This is a genomic window from Candidiatus Paracoxiella cheracis (assembly GCF_049348705.1).
In the GTDB taxonomy this organism is placed as follows: Bacteria; Pseudomonadota; Gammaproteobacteria; order Coxiellales; family Coxiellaceae; genus Paracoxiella; species Paracoxiella cheracis.
The window spans coordinates 19,749-36,948 of sequence record NZ_CP186485.1 but is presented as its reverse complement, the minus strand read 5'-3'; the positions used below and the strand labels follow the sequence as shown (position 1 = coordinate 36,948).

Here is a 17,200-nt window from a genome sequence, read left to right as displayed (position 1 = left end):
TTTTACCATGAGTTAGCCGCAAATGCCTCCCGGCCAGGTCCTACTTTCCAATACAAAACGATGAGAATATCTCGCCGAGCAAATCATCTGATGTGAACTCACCGGTGATCTGTGACAAGCTATTTTGCGCCAAGCGCAGTTCTTCGGCTAATAGTTCACCGGCATTGGCATCGCGCAGTTGGGACAGGCCGTTTTCTAATGCGCTTTTTGCGTTTTCGAGTGCATTAACGTGGCGTCGCCTAGCAATAAAATTGTTTTCGTCCGTTTTGTGATAGCCCATTAATTCTTTCAAATAATTTTTTAAGAGATCAATACCGACACCTGTTTTTGCCGATAATTTTATGACCGTCTGTTCGTTGGCGTTAATTTTTTCTGCACATTCATTCGTTATATCAATTTTATTTTTAACGAGAATAATAGGGATGTTTCTAATGTGCGCTGATATTTCTGGTATTTCTGGTTTTCCTTCTTCCGTTGGATCGGTCATTAAGATTAATGCATCAGCATTCGATATTTCTTGTTGCGCACGACGCATACCTTCCTGCTCAATGGGGTCATCACTGTTTCGCAAACCAGCCGTATCGACAATATGCAACGGCATGCCGTCGATGTTTATATATTCGCGTAAAATATCGCGCGTGGTGCCTGCAATGTGCGTCACAATTGCGCTATCTTTTCCACTTAATTGATTGAGCAAACTCGATTTACCCACATTGGGTTTTCCAGCAATCACAACCGTCATGCCTTCTTGCAAAAGGGCGCCTTGCTTGGCAGACGATAAAACCTGAGAGACATCGAGAATAATTTTTTGTAGCGCTTCTTGAACTCGTTCATCTTTTAGAAAATCGATTTCTTCTTCAGGAAAATCAATGCACGCTTCAACCCATTTTCGTAGTTCTATTAATTGATCTACTATGTTATGAATGCGCCGAGAAAATTCACCTTGAAGTGATCGCACAGCGCATCGCGCGGCTTCTTGTGAGCTCGCATTAATTAAATCGGCAATGGATTCTGCTTGCGCCAAATCAATTTTATTATTTAAAAAAGCACGCTCGGAAAATTCACCCGGTTTTGCCAAACGCGCACCGGCTTTTAAGATCGCTTGCAATAAACGATCCATGACCACCGGGCCTCCGTGTCCATGAAGTTCAAGCACATCTTCACCAGTAAAAGAATTTGGCCCCGAAAAGAATAACGCGATGCCTTCATCAATGATTGCAGCGTTATGATCTTTAAATAAATGGTATTCTGCGTAACGTATTTTGGGAAGCACGCCAAGAATTGCTCTTGCAATTTGCTGTGCGTTTGGGCCTGACACACGAACAATTCCTACGCCACCTCGACCCGAAGGTGTCGCTTGCGCCGCAATCGTGTCATTAGAACTTTTAGAATTTAAAGAATTTTCTCTTCTTTTTCTTTCTAGCTTGTACTTTTGCTTTGTGTTTTTCAAATGTTTTGTTGACATACCACTGCTGAAGTACTTGCACAATGTTATTTACCAACCAATACAAAACTAAACCCGCTGGGAAGTTTACGAAAAAGATGGTAAACACAATTGGCAACACCCACATCATTTTTTGTTGTGTTGGATCAGTCGAAGTCGGCGATAACCATTGCTGACATAGCATACTGATACCCATTAAAATCGGTAATACATAATAAGGATCCTTCGTTGATAAATCGTGAATCCAAAAAATAAAAGGCGCTTGGCGCAATTGGACGCTTTCAATTAATACATAGTAAAGCGCAATGAATACTGGAATCTGTATCACCATGGGTAAGCAACCACCCAATGGGTTTATTTTTTCTTTACGATATAACTCCATCGTCGCTTTACTTAGCGCTTGACGATCATCACCATAACGCTCTTTAAGCGCTTGCATTCGCGGCTGCATTTCACGCATGCGCGCCATCGAACGAAAACTTTTTGCGGTGAGGGGATAAAAAAGAATTTTAATTAGAATCGTCGTAATGACTATCGCCCAACCCCAATTGCGCACTAACAAAAAGATTTTATGCATTATCCAAAAAATAATGACTGAGATTGGCCACAACCAACCATAATCAATCGTATGATCTAACCCCGGCGCTAGCGCACTCAGGTTTTTAGCAATTTCTGGACCCACATAAATTGTTGCGCCACTCGTTGTTTTCTCCCCAGTTGCTAGATTCATTTGGGGGCTCTCGAACCCAATAATATACGTGTTTTCGCCACCCGTCTTAGGTTGAATGACATGACTATAGTAGTGATGAATTAAACTAGGATCACCGGGAATCCAGGCACTCAGAAAGTAATGTTCTTGCATAGCAACCCAGCCGTCTTTGCTGTTGCGATTAATGTTTTTTTCATCCATTGATTTAAACGTTACTTTTTCATAAGGTGTTTGCGGGCTAGAAATAGCCGCACCTACATAAGCGCGTGTATAGAAGTGGTGACCCGATGCGGACGGTTTCTTGCGCCTGAGTTGCGTAAACAGGCTGCCCGCCCATTTTTTACCAGACGTATTGGTCACTTGATAGTTTAGTTTTACGGCATAATCATTGCGATGAAATGTATAGGTTTTTACAACCGATAATCCGTTGGCTGTGCGCCCCGTTAATTTCACCACTAACTCATTTTGACCATCTTGCAATATGTATTGTTTCTGTGCCGACGAAAATTGGGTCACTGTTGCCTGATCATTAGGCCCCGTATTAGTCAGTCCACTTTGAGCAACATAAAGTTGATCGGGTTCGGTGGTTAACAACGTCACGGGTGTATTTTTTTCTTCTACCGATACAGGATATTTGGGTAATTTCACCGATACGATATTTCCACCGTTGCTATCGATGTTAACATCGAACACATCTGTTTTTACTGTGATTATACGACCGGCTGGTACTTCCTGTGTTTTAACCTTGTCGGTACCTGTTTTGTTAGTTTGTGCGGATGTTTCTGGATTATAGGTCGTCGGCGAAAATGTTGAGTTGTCACTTTGTTTAGCGGATTGTTCACTCACAGGTGGCGCTGCTTTTTCCTGCTGTGGCGGATAATCTTTGAACCAAGCGTTAATTAATATGAGTGCTAATGCAGCAACGATAACGTAGAGAATAATTCGTTTGATATTCATAAGATCATCTTTCTACTTTCTTAGGGACGGGATCATAGCCGCCTGGATGAAAAGGATGGCATCGCAGCAAACGATAGGCCGCCAAAAAAATTCCCTTAAAAATACCGAAACGACGAATTGCCGTTTCAGCATAACAAGAGCAGGACGGATAAAAACGGCAGCAATTACCCAATACCGGACTGATCAGTAATCGATATGCTTTAATGAGCCCAATAAAAATTAGCCGTATTGAGCGATTAATTGCTTGAAAAGCTGATTTAAGCATCGCTGTAACTCTTTTTTCGTCTTCTCACCTGCACCCAACTTAGCAATGATTACGATATCCACTGCAGGCAAGGCCTGTTGCTGTGTGCGGAAAGCCTCACGAGCTACCCGCTTAAAGCGATTTCGTGCAACTGCCTTGCGCACATTGCGTTTACTCACTATCACCCCTAGTCTAGGGTGTTTTTCGGTATTACTCCGATAGTAAAGCACACAAAACTGTCCAAATAAGCGCTGACGTTTACTAAAGACACGTTGAAACTGATCTTTCGTTCGAATCCGCGCCTGTGGAGAAAAAGCATTTAACATCAGACAGCTATGCGTTTTCTACCCTTTGCACGGCGACGATTTAATACTTTCCGCCCACCTGATGTTTTCATTTTTGCCCGAAAGCCATGGGTGCGTTTGCGCTTGATTTTACTAGGTTGATACGTTCGTTTCATGAAATTTACCTTTCCTGTCGTCAATTCAACGTATTACAGAACTCGCCATCATAGAGCAGTCCAAGCCAACCTGTCAAATCATAGTTTTTATACAATCCTATCTTACTATTATCAATATTTAGATAGTAGAGGTAGTTATAGTACGGCGATTTTCTGTGGATAACCGTAAAATAATATCTAAATCATATAGTTACGATGCAACTTGCCTGTTGATGAACCTTGTCTGAAACACGAATATGTTGAGGGTGGGGGTGGATAAGAATTTGGTCTTTTGATTGATATACACAGTCAACACAGCTTATCCACAGGATATAAACTTGGATTCTTCGTGGCGTTGATCTTATAATACATTGTGTCTACCTCTGTTACCCTAAACACAAAGGAATTCGTATGCATAATTACAAGCGGGTTTTAATAGCATTGGAGCTCATTCCTGAGTCGGATCAACTCTTGATTCAGAAGGCTCAAGGCCTAGTCGTTCCTGGAGCGTCACAGCCGTATTTAGCACATGCGGTTGAACACATGAGCAATTATGGGGCTGCTTATGGAGTTTCTGCGGGCGTTGATGTGGAAGAAGCGCTGTTAGACGAAGCTAAGAAATCAATGGCTAAGGTTGCCACGAAGTATAATATTCCTGAAGATCATCAAATCGTTAAAGTGGGTCCGGCAAAGTTTTTGATTCTTGAAGAAGCTGAAAAGCACCATGTCGATTTAATCGTTGTTGGCAGTCATGGACGTCACGGGGTGAGGTTGTTGTTGGGCTCAACATCGAATGCCATTTTGCATGGAGCGAAATGTGATGTATTGGCAGTCAGAGTAAAAGAATAATTTGCAAAGTTCAGGGCTTGTTCACACGCTCCTAACTTCTTTAACACTCGTGTCATCGGTTGAGCTGCTCGTTTTTTCTAAAATTGTCTCACGAGAAGCGATTCCTTCATAGCCTGTTCGATGTATCCAGAAGAAATAAATCCATAATATGGGTTGACGCAATGTAAAATGAAAACAAGAAAAAATGAGAATAGCGAGTGTAAGAAAAAACTGAATTTTATTTTTTAAACTGTATTTGAAAATATTCAGTAAAAAAACGATGAACGTGATTAAGGCAATCACTCCTCCTTGTAGTAATAGATCTACGAATAAATTATGTGCTTCATAATGGGTGCTATGGCTGGCTGTATTATGAAGAAAACTGCCGGGCCCAAATCCAACCAGGATACTTTTTGATATTAACTCTAAACTTTTATGCCAGAGCTTGAGTCTAACAAAAAACTCTGTATTCACATGAATAAGCACATTGAACAAATCCTTGTGATGTATAAGAGAGAGCATGTAGTTTAGTAGAGACAAAAACTCAGCTACGGATAGTGTGATTATTGCCAGACAGGTTAATATCCACAATACACGTGTTAGGGTAGAGCTATATAAATATCGGGTAGATTGGTAAATAGTATAACCTGAGTTCTGTATAAGAAAAGGAATAAGTGAATGAAATAATTGAAAAAAAGACCGGAACCGCTAAAATTTAGCTCCAAAATTACAGCTAAATAATGTAACAGGAGTTAATCATGTTGGCACCGGTCACGGAGATTTTTTGTGATATGGATGATTTTTGCAAGGATTATTTGAAAGGTCAATCAAAGTATTTGCTACCGAACCCAGACAGAAAACGAGATCGAGCGATGCAAATGAGCTTGTCTGAAATTGGCACCATCATTGTGTTGTTTCAAATGAGTCACTATCGCACATTTAAGGATTTTTATTGTGGATGTGTTTTACAAGACATGAAGAAGTATTTTCCTACGGCGCTGAGTTACACACGTTTTGTCGCCTGCCAATCAGCAGCGCTAATGATGCTCGCCGCCTATTTGCTTTCGAGAAAGGGCAAACACACGGGATTGTATTATATTGACTCAACTACACTACGCGTATGCCACAATAAACGAATTTATCGAAACAAGGTTTTCAAAGGCATTGCTAAACGCAGTAAAAGCACAATGGGCTGGGTTTACGGCTTTAAACTACATATTGTGATTAATCATCAAGGGGAATTAATCCGTTTTTGTTTAACGAAAGGGAACGTGGATGATCGCGCTGTTGTTAGAAAATTAATGGCTAATTTAAAGGGGTTGGGCGCTGGCGATAAAGGGTATCTTGGAAAAGATCTTGCGGACGATTTGGCAAAACACGATTTAAAATTTGTGACAAAAGTCCGTAAAAATATGAAGAACAAAATGCTTTCTGCATTCGATGCGCGCCATGGAGAGCGAAGCGAAGGCGCGTATTCCGCGGTAGGCTCGGATTTTTTGCCGAGCGTAAGCGACTGCAAAAAATCTTTACGAGCCGTCAAGTCATTTGAGAGCCCGTGCGTAGTCGAGCCGTGAGGTCGCGGAGCGCGGGCGACGAGGACGTCCGCGGCTATTTAAGTTGTCGCGTATTGCGAGTCGATTATTGACAGGGATGGCAATAATCTATCACGAGCATCGCGACACGCTTGTGAAAAGTTTTTCCTAAAACAACGTGGCATCGTAGAAACGATTATCGATCAGTTGAAAAACTTGTATCATGTTGAGCATTCGCGTCATCGTAGTCCGATTAATTTTTTAGTCAATACCCTTGCAGCGCTAATTGCCTATTCTTGGCGACCAAACAAACCAGGAATAAAAACCAACAATATAAAGAATAATTTATACGCAGTTATCCAGAACTGAGGTTAGTATAGATCGTGATGATTAAGGCCCATGACGCGAATAAAGCATTGGTCATATTATAATAGCTCATCATCAAGCATAAAATGAAGCTAATTATCGTGATTAACCGTGTTAAGTGGCTAGAAGATTTATAGTGATAAATAATAACTAATGGAATTCCTAAAAGGGCAAGGCCAAATTGGTTTGGATTTTTAGATAAACCTGAGAATCTAAAGTGCTGATACCAGTAGTCGAGATCAAAAAAAAATATAATATAAAAAATCGGAATGGCAATACTGGCAATTTTGATACATTTTCCTAATTCTACCTTCTTACAGTTTAATGCTAGTATAAATACGACAATAAACCCGTAGGCAAATATATCATGCCAGGTTTTTGAGTTGACTCCGCCTAACTTATATGCATTGAATATGACGCCGGCACTAAGACAAAGGGCCAGTATTGAAAATAATTTTATAAATAACTTTAGACTGGGCGTTATTTTTATGCCGATTACAAAGGCAAAAATACAATACATTACAAGCAGGATTGCGCCTAATGTGAGGGGGCTGTGATCAATCTGAAGCCTCGTAGCTGGCAACAAAATGATGCTAAGAATTAATAAATAGTTTATCGGGTGCGTTTTGGTCATTCATACACGTTATAAAAAACGCTCCTTTTTGTATCCCAGTGCTGTTTGGTTGTATGGAAAAAAACGATTGCCCAAAACTTAGCATCAACCATGCCCCAACCACGGTTTCGGCAATAGCTGCGCCCATTAATTGATGGGAATAGATGTAAACATAGGTTAAAGTAGCCGTTATAATTACTGCTAGGCTAAACAGAATAACCTGAATTTTTAATGTGCGAATAGCAGTCAGCAAGTAAATAAAAATAATAGCAACGTAGTTAAACGTTGCAGCCAACATAAGATAAAAAAGCACATTTGCATAAGTTGAATAGATTTTCCCAAAGAAAAGACTCAATATTTGTGGTGCAAAAAAGTAGGCAATTAGCATGCTAGCAAGACCAATGAATATTGCTAACATAATTAATTTAATAGTGAGTGCATAAAATTTTTTGTCGTCATGATCATTGTAATATCGCGCTAACCGTGGAAGTGTCGTCGCAAACAAAAGTCCAATAATTACTAGTGAAATATTAAAAATGTAACTAAGAGGCGTGAAATATCCCAGCATTTTATTACCTAGTATTTTCCATATAAAATACTTCGGAATATTGGTATTGATCGAGTTTAGTCCGGCTACTGTACCCAAAGGAATTCCCATATAAACTAATTTTTTTATTTTTTTAAATCTTTTGTTTCGAAAGAAAAAATGTAGACTGAAATAGAATTTTTTTATTGGACTATCAATCGAAGTCATTTTTATGGCGATCGGACAGTCGAAAGCAACGAGTATTAAGAACCACGAGAACGCAATGCAAAGGCAAGCGATACCCAGATTATGTGTAAAATAAATAGCAGATAAAAAGCTCACAAGCATAATGGCACCTTTTAATATTTGAGAGAGTGCTATATACATGACGCGCTCGTGCTGTCGAATTAATGCGTAGCAGATGTCGCTCATTGCTTCAAACCCCTTAGCGAAACCAATGGAAATAATTACCAAGCGATTTTCTGTATTTTGGACTTTGGATAAATTTATAAAAATAATTAAAAATTGCTTGACATAGAAACCGAAAAAAAATTTTACGTTGTAAACAACGTTTGTTCGAAAAAATAAAATAAGGAACAAACGATGTTAGCGACAGAAAAACTAAAACAATTCCGTACATTCCTCTACAACATCTTCCCCGCGCGACGCGATGCCAATATGAATTTACTCGATGCCCTTTCAAGCCATGGCCATCGCTGCAAAACACCCATAGAATTATGTGAATCGCCATACTTTGAACGTGAATACAGTAGTATTACCGATGCGATTAGCGATGGTTTGTCGGTAGCAAATTGTTGGGATAGCATGATGAAAATACAATATGAACATGTGAGTCATAGCGATGACCGTGTGATCATTATTGCGGATACGACACCACAGTCGCGTCAAAGTGCACACTGTGTTGAAGATCGCCATGTGGTTTACAGCCCTAATCCAGCACCGGGTAACAAACCGATTACCATTGGACATGAATATTCAACGGTATCACTATTGCCCAATGATGGTGCAGCTCAAGAAAAGCATTGGTTAGTTCCACTGGATACGAGGCGCGTTAAAAGCGATGAAAAAGGCAATGTAGTTGGGATGCAGCAAATTAACCGTTGTATTGCAGACTTAGCGCTTACTCATAAATTGGTGGTTAGCGTGGCTGATTCAAAATATGGTACAGAAGCTTGCCGTAAACTGGTTAGCGAAAATCCCAATTGGGTACATCTTTTCCGTTTTAACAGTACCCGTAATGTTTTCGCGCCCGCATCAATAGAAGATAATACCTCAGGAAGTATAAAACGCTATGGTGATGCGATGAAACTAAACGACAGCACGACTCACCGTGAATCCGATGAGATTGTGCAGCAACCCATTACAACCCGCAGTGGCAAAACTTACCAATTGGAGATTAAAATATGGCGTGACCAATTCCTGCGTGGTTCAAAGCAATTTAAAGGATATGAGCATCCTGTTACTGTTGTGCAATTGGTTGCGGTTGATGCTAACGGTAAATCTTTATATAAAAATCCACTCTGGTTAGGACTCGCTGGTGAACGACGTAATGAAATCACAGCATTAGAAGCCTATCACTATTACGATAGACGCTATGACATTGAACACTACTTTCGTTTTGGTAAAGACAAACTGTTATTTGACCGATACCAAACACCGGATGTTAAGCACGAAGAAGATTGGTGGCGGATGACAGCATTAGCGTATACGCAACTTTATCTAGCGAGGAATCTTGCCCCGATTTTACCGAAAAAATGGGAGCGGTATTTGCCGAGCTTCCAAGTGGATAACGAAAAACCATCAATAACTGCGACCCCTTCACAAACGCAACGGGGTTTTTCTACGGTGCTTGATACCGTTGGCACGCCTGCTAATCTCTGCAAACCACGCGGTAATCCGCAAGGCAGAACCAAAGGTGATACGCAGGGGAAACGCACGCGACATCCTGCTATTTTCAAAAATAGCAACTCAAAAATTAAAACGATTCAGAGGACTGAAGAAAAGACGCAAAACTCAGACCCTGAAAAAATAGAGGATTTGATTGGGATAGTAAAATCATGGTTGGATAAAATAAATTTTACACCTGAGCAATTCTACGAATTGCTGCAAAAAACAGCTTAAGATTTAGAAACTCACATTTTTTGATTATTGTCCTAACTGGCAAGGGATTTTATTTATCCAAAGTCCAATGTATTAACAATGTAAAAAGACAATAAAATAATACCAACCAGGCCAATTGCGGTTGTAAGTAGACGAAGTATAAAATAATCGGCAAATGTGTTATCGTGCTTCACGTCTGAGCTTAGCAGTAAGTGCATTCGTAAATTTGAAAACATGATAATGGGAGCTGTGATTGAAAACGCTAGAGTCAATAACCCTACCGAGCTAACATTGCTAAGTTGGGTGAGGGCCAAAATCATTAGCCACTGTGTTAGGTTGAAGCTTATTTGACCAAAAACAGCCCATGTCATATTGGCTGGTATGGTGCGAAGATTTAGCATAAAAATTCCTTTTTTTAATGACTCTCTGATAAAGCCAAGATTTTACCTGGCGTTGTTCATTTCTAGTATGCTAGGCTGTTTATAGAGTCAGCACTCAATCTTGTGTAATAAGGGTCTGCATTATATGAAGTATTATTTATTTGATGGTGAAAATCACTTGAATATTGATTTCACCAATGATCTTGTATGGATTAGTAAATAGATATCAGACTCTAACATTACCATAATCAAAGGCTAATATACTAGTGTGTTTGAGTTACCTTTATGCTTAGGCATTTAATTAAATTTGAAAAAAATAGGTTCGAAGTTTAGAATCAGTAACAGAGGTATCGATGAAAATTCTTCACTGGATTGCAATCATATTAGTAATTTTAGGCGGCATTAATTGGGGCTTGATTGCGCTCGCGGATTTTAATTTAATTAATGCTATCGTCAGTCATATTCCGATCCGACACTTATTGACCATTTTTTACGGCTTGATTGGAGTCAGTGCTATTTATTTGCTAATCAATGTAAAACGATTCAATTAGTAGTGACTCATTAGTCTTTTTAATTTTTCTGCAAAAGCACGTAATAAAACCCATCATGAGCATTTTTTTTAGGCAGGAGTTGTCGTCCGTGGTTTAATACGATGCTGTCGGCAATCTCAATAGGCAGTGCTTTTGCATCGCTGTGCCCGGATAAAAACTTATCGATAGTATTTTCATTTTCTTCCGGTAATATTGAGCACGTCGAGTAGAGCAATAATCCATCTTTTTTCAACAAAAGCCAGAGTGCGTTTAGTAATTTCATTTGTACTTCTGCATGTTGCGCGATATCACTCTCTTTTCGCAGAATTTTAATATCGGGATGACGGCGAATTGTACCCGTGGCCGAGCAGGGCGCGTCTAATAATATCCGGTCGAAAGAGCTACCATCCCACCATTTTTTAGTATCGGCAGCATCAGCGGTGATTAATGTAATGTTATCACCGGTTAATCCGAGCCGAGCGATATTCTCTTTAATTCGCCCCATTCGATTTGAGTCACTATCAATAGCGATTAATGCTTTTAAATCCGCCTCCGTTTCCAGGGTATGAGTAGTTTTACTGCCCGGTGCTGCGCAGGCATCTAACACGCGTTGTTGCGGCTTTAAATCTAAAAGGGGTGCGGCGTATTGACCTGCAGAATCTTGAATGTATACAAAGCCTTCTTCAAATTTTGGCAACTGTTTAACAGGCACTGGTTTTTCAAGGCGGATAGCATAGGGTAGATCAGGAACTTGGGTTGCGGATAAATGTTTTTCCTTCAGTAACGATAGATAATCTTCGCTCGATATTTTTCGGGAATTTACACGTAACACCATCGGAGGCCGGGAGTTATTGGCGGCGAGGATGGTTTCCCAATCATTCGGCCATGCTTTTTGAATCGCTTCAATAAACCATAATGGATGCGCATACCGGCTCGACAATTCTTTATCGGCAAGCACTAAAAATTCGTTTTTTTCTTTGATGAAGCGTCGTAAAGTTTTATTGAGTAATCCTGTGGCCCAAGGTTTTTTTAGCGCTTTTGCACCAGTAACGGTTTCGGATACCGCGGCATATTCTGGAATATCAGTATACAATAATTGATAGAGCCCAACGAGTAACAACGCAAATACATCTTGATATTTTGGTTTCAAGGGCGAGAGTAATAATTTTTCTCCTATCAATTTAAGACGATGATAAAAGCGCAGAGTGCCATACGACAACTCCTGGATTAATCCATAGTCCTCTTCTGTCCGACGAAGTGGCACGGAGCGTGGAGACCCCGAGGGCTGCTGCGATCGTAAGTTTGAAAGCGCTGTATCCAACGAGCGTTGTTTATGAGTGACTTGATTAACAATAAGTGCGGCTTGGGCTCTAGGATTCATGATAGTAATGAAATATCGGCAACACGTGAAAACAATGCTCGAAGCGATTCCAATAAAGCAAGTCGGTTATTTCGAGTTTTTTGATCATCGACCATGACCATTACTTCATCAAAGAAGGTATCGACGGGTTCCTTTAACGTTGATAGTTCACTTAACGCTTTTTGGTAATCCGCTTTTTTATACAAATCCTCGACGGTTTTCGTTTCAGATTTTAATAAATTCGCTAAATTGCGCTCTGCATCCGATTCAAATAATGAGTCATCGACTTCTTCTAAATGAACTCCTTGCGCTTGTTTTCGTAAAATATTGCTGACGCGTTTATTCGCAGCGGCGAGTGCGCCTGCTTCCGGCAGAGTTTGGAATTGTTGCACAGCTTGAATACGCTGATGAAAATCTAATGGCGCGGTGGGTTTGCAGGCCGACACTGCGGCGAACACGTCAGGAGAGATGCTTTTATCGAGATACCAGGCACGTAAACGATCCATGATAAACTCGAAGGCTTGTTGATCGACATCTTGGTTGGGTAAATCGGCTTCGTAATTTTTATGCGCGTGTTTGAGTAATTGCAATAAATCCAGTGGCAACTCTTTTTCGATGATGATCCGTAATATGCCGAGTGCGGCACGTCGTAGTGCAAAGGGATCTTTGTCGCCGGTAGGCGATTTATTAATGCCTAAAATACCGATTAATGTATCCAATCGATCTGCCAGTGCAACGCAACACCCGATTGCTGTTGCGGGCAGCTCATCTCCAGAAAATCGAGGCTGGTATAGTTCTTTAATTGCAAGCGCAACCTCTTTAGGCTCGTTGTCGTGTAGCGCATAATAATAACCCATTGTGCCCTGTACCGATGGAAACTCATAGACCATTTCGCTCACGAGATCACATTTTGCTAATAAACCACTACGCTTTGCGAGAATTGTATCTTCATCCAACTGTTTTGCGATAAAGCCGGATAATGCCAAAATGCGTTTTGCTTTATCGCCGACAGAGCCTAGTTGACGCTGGAAAACGACTCCTTCTAATTTTTCTAACCTACTTTCTGATGTTTGTCTTAAATCATTATCGTAAAAAAACGAGGCATCGGCCAATCGCGCATTGATGACGCGTTCATTACCTTGAATAACGGCCTTGGGATTTTTACTGTCGATGTTGCTGATTAATACAAAACAAGACTGTAATTCGTTTTTGTTATTAACAACGGGAAAGCAGCGTTGATGTACTTTCATCGAAGTAATCAACACTTCAGGCGGCAATTCCAAAAATTCAGATTTAAATTGCCCTAACAGTACTGTTGGCCATTCAACCATGGAGGTGACTTCATCAAGCAAGTCTTCTTCGATGATGGCAGAACCCACTTTAGCGGCTGCTTTATCAATCAGCTTGCGAATTTGTTCACGGCGTTTTTCATAATCCACCATAACCATGCCGTGTGTATGCAGTAATTGTTGATAGTCTTTTGCTTGTGTAATCGATATGGGTTTTGTGTGATGAAAACGATGTCCGCGCGTTTCTCGCGACGTCGATTGCCCTAAAATACTAGCTTCAATTAGTTCTTTGCCGTATAGCATGACAACCCAATGTACTGGCCGAACAAATAAGGTATCGTGATTTCCCCATCGCATAGGTTTTCTTATGGGTAATTTTTTAATAGCCGCATTCACTACTTCTGGTAATAATTCGACGGTAGGTTTGCCGGGTTGTTCGAGTCGGCAATAGACCCATTTTCCTTTTTTGGTTTCTTTTATTTTGAGTTGATCAGTAGAAATTCCACAAGAGCGCGCGAAACCTAAACAAGCGAGGGTCGGGGTACCATTTTTATCATATGCCGCTTTTAAACTAGGCCCTTGTCGTTCGATTTCTCGAGGCGGCTGGCTCTCGATCAAGTCAGATACTTGCACGGCTAAGCGTCGTGGTGTAGCGAAAGCCTGAACGTTCTTATAACTTAATTCGGCTTCATCCAGTTGAGTTTTAATATTTTCCGCTAAAGTGCGCGATAGTTTTTGTAATCTGGCGGGTGGTAGCTCTTCACAACCAATTTCTAAGAGGAAATCTTTTGCCAACATATTAAACTGCCTCTTTATTTAACATCGGAAAGCCAAGTTTTGCACGCATGTTGTAATAAGCCTCAGCTACCGCGTGTGCTAGTTTGCGCACGCGTAATATAAATCGCTGACGTTCGGTTACTGACAATGCTTGGCGTGCATCCAATAAGTTAAAGGCATGAGAGGCTTTCAATACCATTTCATATGCAGGCAAAGGCAGTTCTACTGCAATTAAGCGCTCCGCTTCTGATTCGTAATAATCGAATTGTTTGAATAGTGCATCGACGTTCGCTTGTTCAAAATTGTAAGCGGACATTTCAACTTCATTTTGATGAAAAACATTGCCATATGTGATGATGCCTTCTGGGGTTTCAGTCCAGACTAAATCGAACATATTGTCGACGCCCTGTAGAAACATCGCTAATCTTTCCAGGCCATACGTAATTTCACCCGTCACAGGTTTGCATTCCAAGCCACCGACCTGTTGGAAATATGTAAATTGGGTGATTTCCATTCCGTCTTGCCAAACTTCCCAGCCGACACCCCAAGAGCCCAGTGTAGGGGCTTCCCAATTATCTTCGACAAAACGAATGTCGTGCAGCAGGGGGTCAACACCCAGCGCTTTTAATGAACCTAAATAGAGTTCTTGAATGTCATCGGGTGAGGGCTTTAATACGACTTGGTATTGATAGTAATGTTGTGAACGATTGGGGTTGTCACCGTAACGACCATCGGTAGGGCGTCTTGAGGGTTGGACATAAGCGGCATGCCAGGGTTCAGGGCCAATCGCGCGCAAGAATGTAGCAGGATGAAAAGTCCCAGCGCCTACTTCTATGTCATAGGGTTGCAAGAGTATACAGCCTTGGTCAGACCAGTATTGCTGGAGCGTTAGAATTATTTGTTGGAAGCTTAAGTTTTTCACTCTTCATTCTTCACTAGTCATTAATAAATATTCAAATTACCTGCTGAAATAGGTGTTTGCCTGAATTACCAAACTATAATACACAAAAAAAACCAGCAGTCCTATATATAAGAACTGCTGGCTAAATACAATGCTATCGATGCGCGCCATGGAGAGCGAAGCGAAGGCGCGTATTCCGCGGTAGGCTCGGATTTTTTGCCGAGCGTAAGCGACTGCAAAAAATCTTTACGAGCCGTCAAGTCATTTGAGAGCCCGTGCGTAGTCGAGCCGTGAGGTCGCGGAGCGCGGGCGACGAGGACGTCCGCGGCTATTTAAGTTGTCGCGTATTGCGAGTCGATTATTGACAGGGATGGCAATAATCTATCACGAGCATCGCGACACGCTTGCGTATTATTAATCTGTTGTGGTACTGGTATCGGTGCTGTTTTCGCCGTTTCCTGACTGGCCAACTTGCGTAATTAGCTGCTCCAGGTTTTCTTGCGAGGTCGCGCCGGGTATAAACTTAAACGATGTTAATGATTTATTACCCATCACGAAGGTTGGTGTTCCAATCAAACGTAACGATTGAGCTAGCTTGAAGTTGTCACGTAATTGCTTTGCAATTTCAGGATTATTCATATCTTTCTTCAATTCTTTTACGTTAAGCCCCACCTTTTTAGCGACTTGTAATACTTTATCATTCGTTAACGGATTGTCTGCACTCAGTAAAGCATCGTGGAATGCATAGTATTTACCTTGTTTCATCGAAGCGAGGGATGCTTTAGCCGCAAATTGTGAGTTGCTGCCAAAAAGAGGAAGCTCTTTAAAGACAATGCGTAAATTTTCATTTTTCTTAACGATATTTTGAATAACTTGGTTCATCGCTTTACAGTGGCCACACTGATAGTCAAAGAACTCAACCAATGTCACATCACCATTTTTATTGCCGGCAACGGGACTAGCAGGATCATTAAAAAGCTGTTGTTTGTTTTTCTCAATGGCCTGCATTGCATATTGTTCTTGTTTTTGTTCCGTTTGTTTTTGCAATGATTGTGAAGCTTCCACTAAAACGTTCGGATTACTGATGAGGTAATCATGGACGATTTTTTGAATATCTTGTACTTGTTGTGGAGTGAAGCTAGTTTGCGTAGTCGTTGTGGATTGCGTTGATGGCATAGTTGTTGTTGTCTCTGCCAATACGGATGTACTCGCAAAAAAAGCACCAACCACAAGCGACGTGGTTAAAATTTGGCGTATTTTCACAGTAAATTTCCCCTTATGGTTGTGAATATTATGTTCCCATTGCTTCGCGCATTTTATTCATAGCATTTTGTTCAAGCTGTCGAATGCGTTCAGCAGAAACTTTGTATTTTTCAGCTAACTCGTGCAAAGTCGATTTTTCTTTATTTAACCAACGCTGCTGCAAAATATCTTGGCTACGGTCGTCCAATGTTTGTAGCGCACGATACAAACGAGTTTCCTGATCGTTAGACCAGTCGCTCTTTTCTAATAGAGTTGCAGGGTTTTGGTTACGCTTGTCTTCCAAATAGTGCGCGGGAGCAGTCGTCCAGGATGAGCCTGATTCGCCACTGTCACCATCATTGCTACCATCGAAAGATTCGTCATAATTATTGAGACGCGCCTCCATTTGGCGAACGTCTTTATGGCTTACATTTAATTGTTCGGCAACGGCTTTGACTTCGTCGTTGCTGAACCAACCACGCTTTTTAGCGTGTTTGCGTAAGTTAAAGAAAAGCTTTCGCTGCGCCTTGGTTGTTGCAATTTTTACAATACGCCAATTTCGTAAAACGAATTCATGGATTTCAGCGCGAATCCAATGAACCGCGAAAGATACGAGACGAACACCTACGTTTGGATCAAAGCGTTTGACGGCTTTCATCAAACCGATATTGCCTTCTTGGATGAGGTCAGCTTGCTGAAGTCCGTAACCGGAGTACCCACGAGCGATTTTCACGACAAATCTCAGGTGAGACATGACGAGCTTTCGGGCGGCCTCTAGATCATTGTGCTGCTTTAGGCGTTGAGCAAGTTCTTGCTCTTCTTCCAGCGATAGCAGTGGGACCTGGTTGACCCAGTTGATATAAGAACCGAGGCTACCTACGGATAGCGATTTTTCACCAATGCATGATAAATAGGTGCTCATAGACTGTCTTAAATTGGTAT

Annotated in this window: 19 protein-coding genes and 1 pseudogene; 6 read left to right on the top strand and 14 right to left on the bottom strand. The window is 41.1% G+C overall.

Annotated elements, in window-relative coordinates; translation table 11 throughout:
• Positions 1–40 precede the first annotated feature (40 nt).
• The 5 genes from mnmE to rpmH are packed head-to-tail and all read right to left on the bottom strand — an operon-like array spanning position 41 to position 3,814.
• Positions 41–1,369: a tRNA uridine-5-carboxymethylaminomethyl(34) synthesis GTPase MnmE gene (gene mnmE / locus ACJMKR_RS00185; RefSeq protein ID WP_423064254.1), complete on the bottom strand. Its 1,329-nt coding sequence runs from the start codon at positions 1,367–1,369 to the stop codon at positions 41–43.
• Positions 1,370–1,385: 16 nt separating this feature from the next.
• Positions 1,386–3,110 carry a membrane protein insertase YidC gene (gene yidC, locus ACJMKR_RS00180; RefSeq protein ID WP_423063257.1) on the bottom strand — a complete coding sequence of 575 codons (1,725 nt, stop codon included), beginning with the start codon at positions 3,108–3,110 and terminating at the stop codon, positions 1,386–1,388.
• A gap of 4 nt (positions 3,111–3,114) precedes the next feature.
• A complete protein-coding gene (gene yidD / locus ACJMKR_RS00175) occupies positions 3,115–3,375 on the bottom strand; it encodes a membrane protein insertion efficiency factor YidD (RefSeq protein WP_423063256.1) in 261 nt (86 codons plus the stop codon).
• Positions 3,330–3,680: a ribonuclease P protein component gene (gene rnpA / locus ACJMKR_RS00170; protein WP_423063255.1), complete on the bottom strand. Its 351-nt coding sequence runs from the start codon at positions 3,678–3,680 to the stop codon at positions 3,330–3,332. Before rnpA ends, yidD begins: the two co-directional genes overlap by 46 nt.
• Positions 3,680–3,814, bottom strand: coding sequence for a 50S ribosomal protein L34 (gene rpmH, locus ACJMKR_RS00165; RefSeq protein WP_423063254.1), 135 nt, complete (start codon positions 3,812–3,814; stop codon positions 3,680–3,682). The genes rnpA and rpmH overlap by 1 nt, the downstream gene beginning before the upstream one ends.
• 390 nt (positions 3,815–4,204) lie before the next feature.
• Here rpmH and ACJMKR_RS00160 point away from each other — a divergent pair, with 390 nt between their 5' ends.
• The gene (locus tag ACJMKR_RS00160; RefSeq protein WP_423063253.1) at positions 4,205–4,642 is read left to right on the top strand and encodes a universal stress protein; all 438 of its coding nucleotides are present in this window, start codon (positions 4,205–4,207) and stop codon (positions 4,640–4,642) included.
• A 21-nt stretch (positions 4,643–4,663) separates the two neighbouring features.
• On the opposite strand, the gene ACJMKR_RS00155 is transcribed toward ACJMKR_RS00160, so the two are convergent.
• On the bottom strand, positions 4,664–5,161 hold the full coding sequence (locus ACJMKR_RS00155) for an O-antigen ligase family protein (protein WP_423064253.1): 498 nt from the start codon (positions 5,159–5,161) through the stop codon (positions 4,664–4,666).
• Between the two features lie 218 nt (positions 5,162–5,379).
• Between ACJMKR_RS00155 and ACJMKR_RS00150 the strand changes: the two genes are divergently transcribed.
• From ACJMKR_RS00150 to ACJMKR_RS00140, 3 genes and pseudogenes are all read left to right on the top strand, one after another.
• Positions 5,380–6,195 (top strand): IS982 family transposase, encoded by an 816-nt coding sequence (locus ACJMKR_RS00150; protein ID WP_423063252.1) that lies wholly within the window; start codon positions 5,380–5,382, stop codon positions 6,193–6,195.
• A 63-nt stretch (positions 6,196–6,258) separates the two neighbouring features.
• Positions 6,259–6,342 (top strand): annotated as a pseudogene (locus ACJMKR_RS00145) (hypothetical protein); the annotation flags it as partial.
• Between the two features lie 18 nt (positions 6,343–6,360).
• Entirely contained in the window at positions 6,361–6,522 is a 162-nt protein-coding gene (locus ACJMKR_RS00140; RefSeq protein WP_423063251.1) for a hypothetical protein, read from the top strand.
• A 590-nt stretch (positions 6,523–7,112) separates the two neighbouring features.
• Here ACJMKR_RS00140 and ACJMKR_RS00135 read toward each other — a convergent pair.
• Positions 7,113–8,258, bottom strand: coding sequence for a hypothetical protein (locus ACJMKR_RS00135; RefSeq protein WP_423063250.1), 1,146 nt, complete (start codon positions 8,256–8,258; stop codon positions 7,113–7,115).
• Between the two features lie 3 nt (positions 8,259–8,261).
• On the opposite strand from ACJMKR_RS00135, the gene ACJMKR_RS00130 reads away from it, so the two are divergent.
• Both ACJMKR_RS00130 and ACJMKR_RS00125 read left to right on the top strand, forming a co-directional pair.
• Positions 8,262–9,800, top strand: coding sequence for a transposase (locus tag ACJMKR_RS00130; RefSeq protein ID WP_423062600.1), 1,539 nt, complete (start codon positions 8,262–8,264; stop codon positions 9,798–9,800).
• Between the two features lie 712 nt (positions 9,801–10,512).
• Positions 10,513–10,710, top strand: a complete 198-nt coding sequence (locus ACJMKR_RS00125; protein WP_423063249.1) for a DUF378 domain-containing protein — start codon at positions 10,513–10,515, stop codon at positions 10,708–10,710.
• 19 nt (positions 10,711–10,729) lie between these two features.
• Here ACJMKR_RS00125 and rsmB read toward each other — a convergent pair whose 3' ends face one another.
• From rsmB to rpoH, 7 genes are all read right to left on the bottom strand, one after another.
• Positions 10,730–12,070 (bottom strand): 16S rRNA (cytosine(967)-C(5))-methyltransferase RsmB, encoded by a 1,341-nt coding sequence (rsmB, locus tag ACJMKR_RS00120; RefSeq protein WP_423063248.1) that lies wholly within the window; start codon positions 12,068–12,070, stop codon positions 10,730–10,732.
• The gene (glyS, locus tag ACJMKR_RS00115; protein WP_423063247.1) at positions 12,067–14,136 is read right to left on the bottom strand and encodes a glycine--tRNA ligase subunit beta; all 2,070 of its coding nucleotides are present in this window, start codon (positions 14,134–14,136) and stop codon (positions 12,067–12,069) included. Before glyS ends, rsmB begins: the two co-directional genes overlap by 4 nt.
• 1 nt (position 14,137) lies before the next feature.
• The gene (glyQ, locus tag ACJMKR_RS00110; RefSeq protein WP_423063246.1) at positions 14,138–15,037 is read right to left on the bottom strand and encodes a glycine--tRNA ligase subunit alpha; all 900 of its coding nucleotides are present in this window, start codon (positions 15,035–15,037) and stop codon (positions 14,138–14,140) included.
• A 101-nt stretch (positions 15,038–15,138) separates the two neighbouring features.
• Positions 15,139–15,276 carry a hypothetical protein gene (locus ACJMKR_RS00105; RefSeq protein WP_423063245.1) on the bottom strand — a complete coding sequence of 46 codons (138 nt, stop codon included), beginning with the start codon at positions 15,274–15,276 and terminating at the stop codon, positions 15,139–15,141.
• A gap of 72 nt (positions 15,277–15,348) precedes the next feature.
• Positions 15,349–15,486, bottom strand: coding sequence for a hypothetical protein (locus ACJMKR_RS00100; RefSeq protein WP_423063244.1), 138 nt, complete (start codon positions 15,484–15,486; stop codon positions 15,349–15,351).
• Positions 15,431–16,279 carry a DsbA family protein gene (locus tag ACJMKR_RS00095; protein ID WP_423063243.1) on the bottom strand — a complete coding sequence of 283 codons (849 nt, stop codon included), beginning with the start codon at positions 16,277–16,279 and terminating at the stop codon, positions 15,431–15,433. The genes ACJMKR_RS00100 and ACJMKR_RS00095 overlap by 56 nt, the downstream gene beginning before the upstream one ends.
• 28 nt (positions 16,280–16,307) lie before the next feature.
• Positions 16,308–17,180, bottom strand: a complete 873-nt coding sequence (gene rpoH, locus ACJMKR_RS00090; RefSeq protein ID WP_423063242.1) for an RNA polymerase sigma factor RpoH — start codon at positions 17,178–17,180, stop codon at positions 16,308–16,310.
• Positions 17,181–17,200: the final 20 nt, after the last annotated feature.

Bases quoted from the DNA above. Each gene is read 5' to 3' on its own strand.
- ACJMKR_RS00125 (WP_423063249.1), top strand. From the start codon at position 10,513: ATGAAAATTCTTCACTGGATTGCAATCATATTAGTAATTTTAGGCGGC.
- rpmH (WP_423063254.1), bottom strand. From the start codon at position 3,814: ATGAAACGAACGTATCAACCTAGTAAAATCAAGCGCAAACGCACCCAT.
- rpoH (WP_423063242.1), bottom strand. From the start codon at position 17,180: ATGAGCACCTATTTATCATGCATTGGTGAAAAATCGCTATCCGTAGGT.
- yidC (WP_423063257.1), bottom strand. From the start codon at position 3,110: ATGAATATCAAACGAATTATTCTCTACGTTATCGTTGCTGCATTAGCA.
- ACJMKR_RS00150 (WP_423063252.1), top strand. From the start codon at position 5,380: ATGTTGGCACCGGTCACGGAGATTTTTTGTGATATGGATGATTTTTGC.
- yidD (WP_423063256.1), bottom strand. From the start codon at position 3,375: ATGCTTAAATCAGCTTTTCAAGCAATTAATCGCTCAATACGGCTAATT.
- glyS (WP_423063247.1), bottom strand. From the start codon at position 14,136: ATGTTGGCAAAAGATTTCCTCTTAGAAATTGGTTGTGAAGAGCTACCA.
- rsmB (WP_423063248.1), bottom strand. From the start codon at position 12,070: ATGAATCCTAGAGCCCAAGCCGCACTTATTGTTAATCAAGTCACTCAT.
- ACJMKR_RS00130 (WP_423062600.1), top strand. From the start codon at position 8,262: ATGTTAGCGACAGAAAAACTAAAACAATTCCGTACATTCCTCTACAAC.
- rnpA (WP_423063255.1), bottom strand. From the start codon at position 3,680: ATGTTAAATGCTTTTTCTCCACAGGCGCGGATTCGAACGAAAGATCAG.
- ACJMKR_RS00160 (WP_423063253.1), top strand. From the start codon at position 4,205: ATGCATAATTACAAGCGGGTTTTAATAGCATTGGAGCTCATTCCTGAG.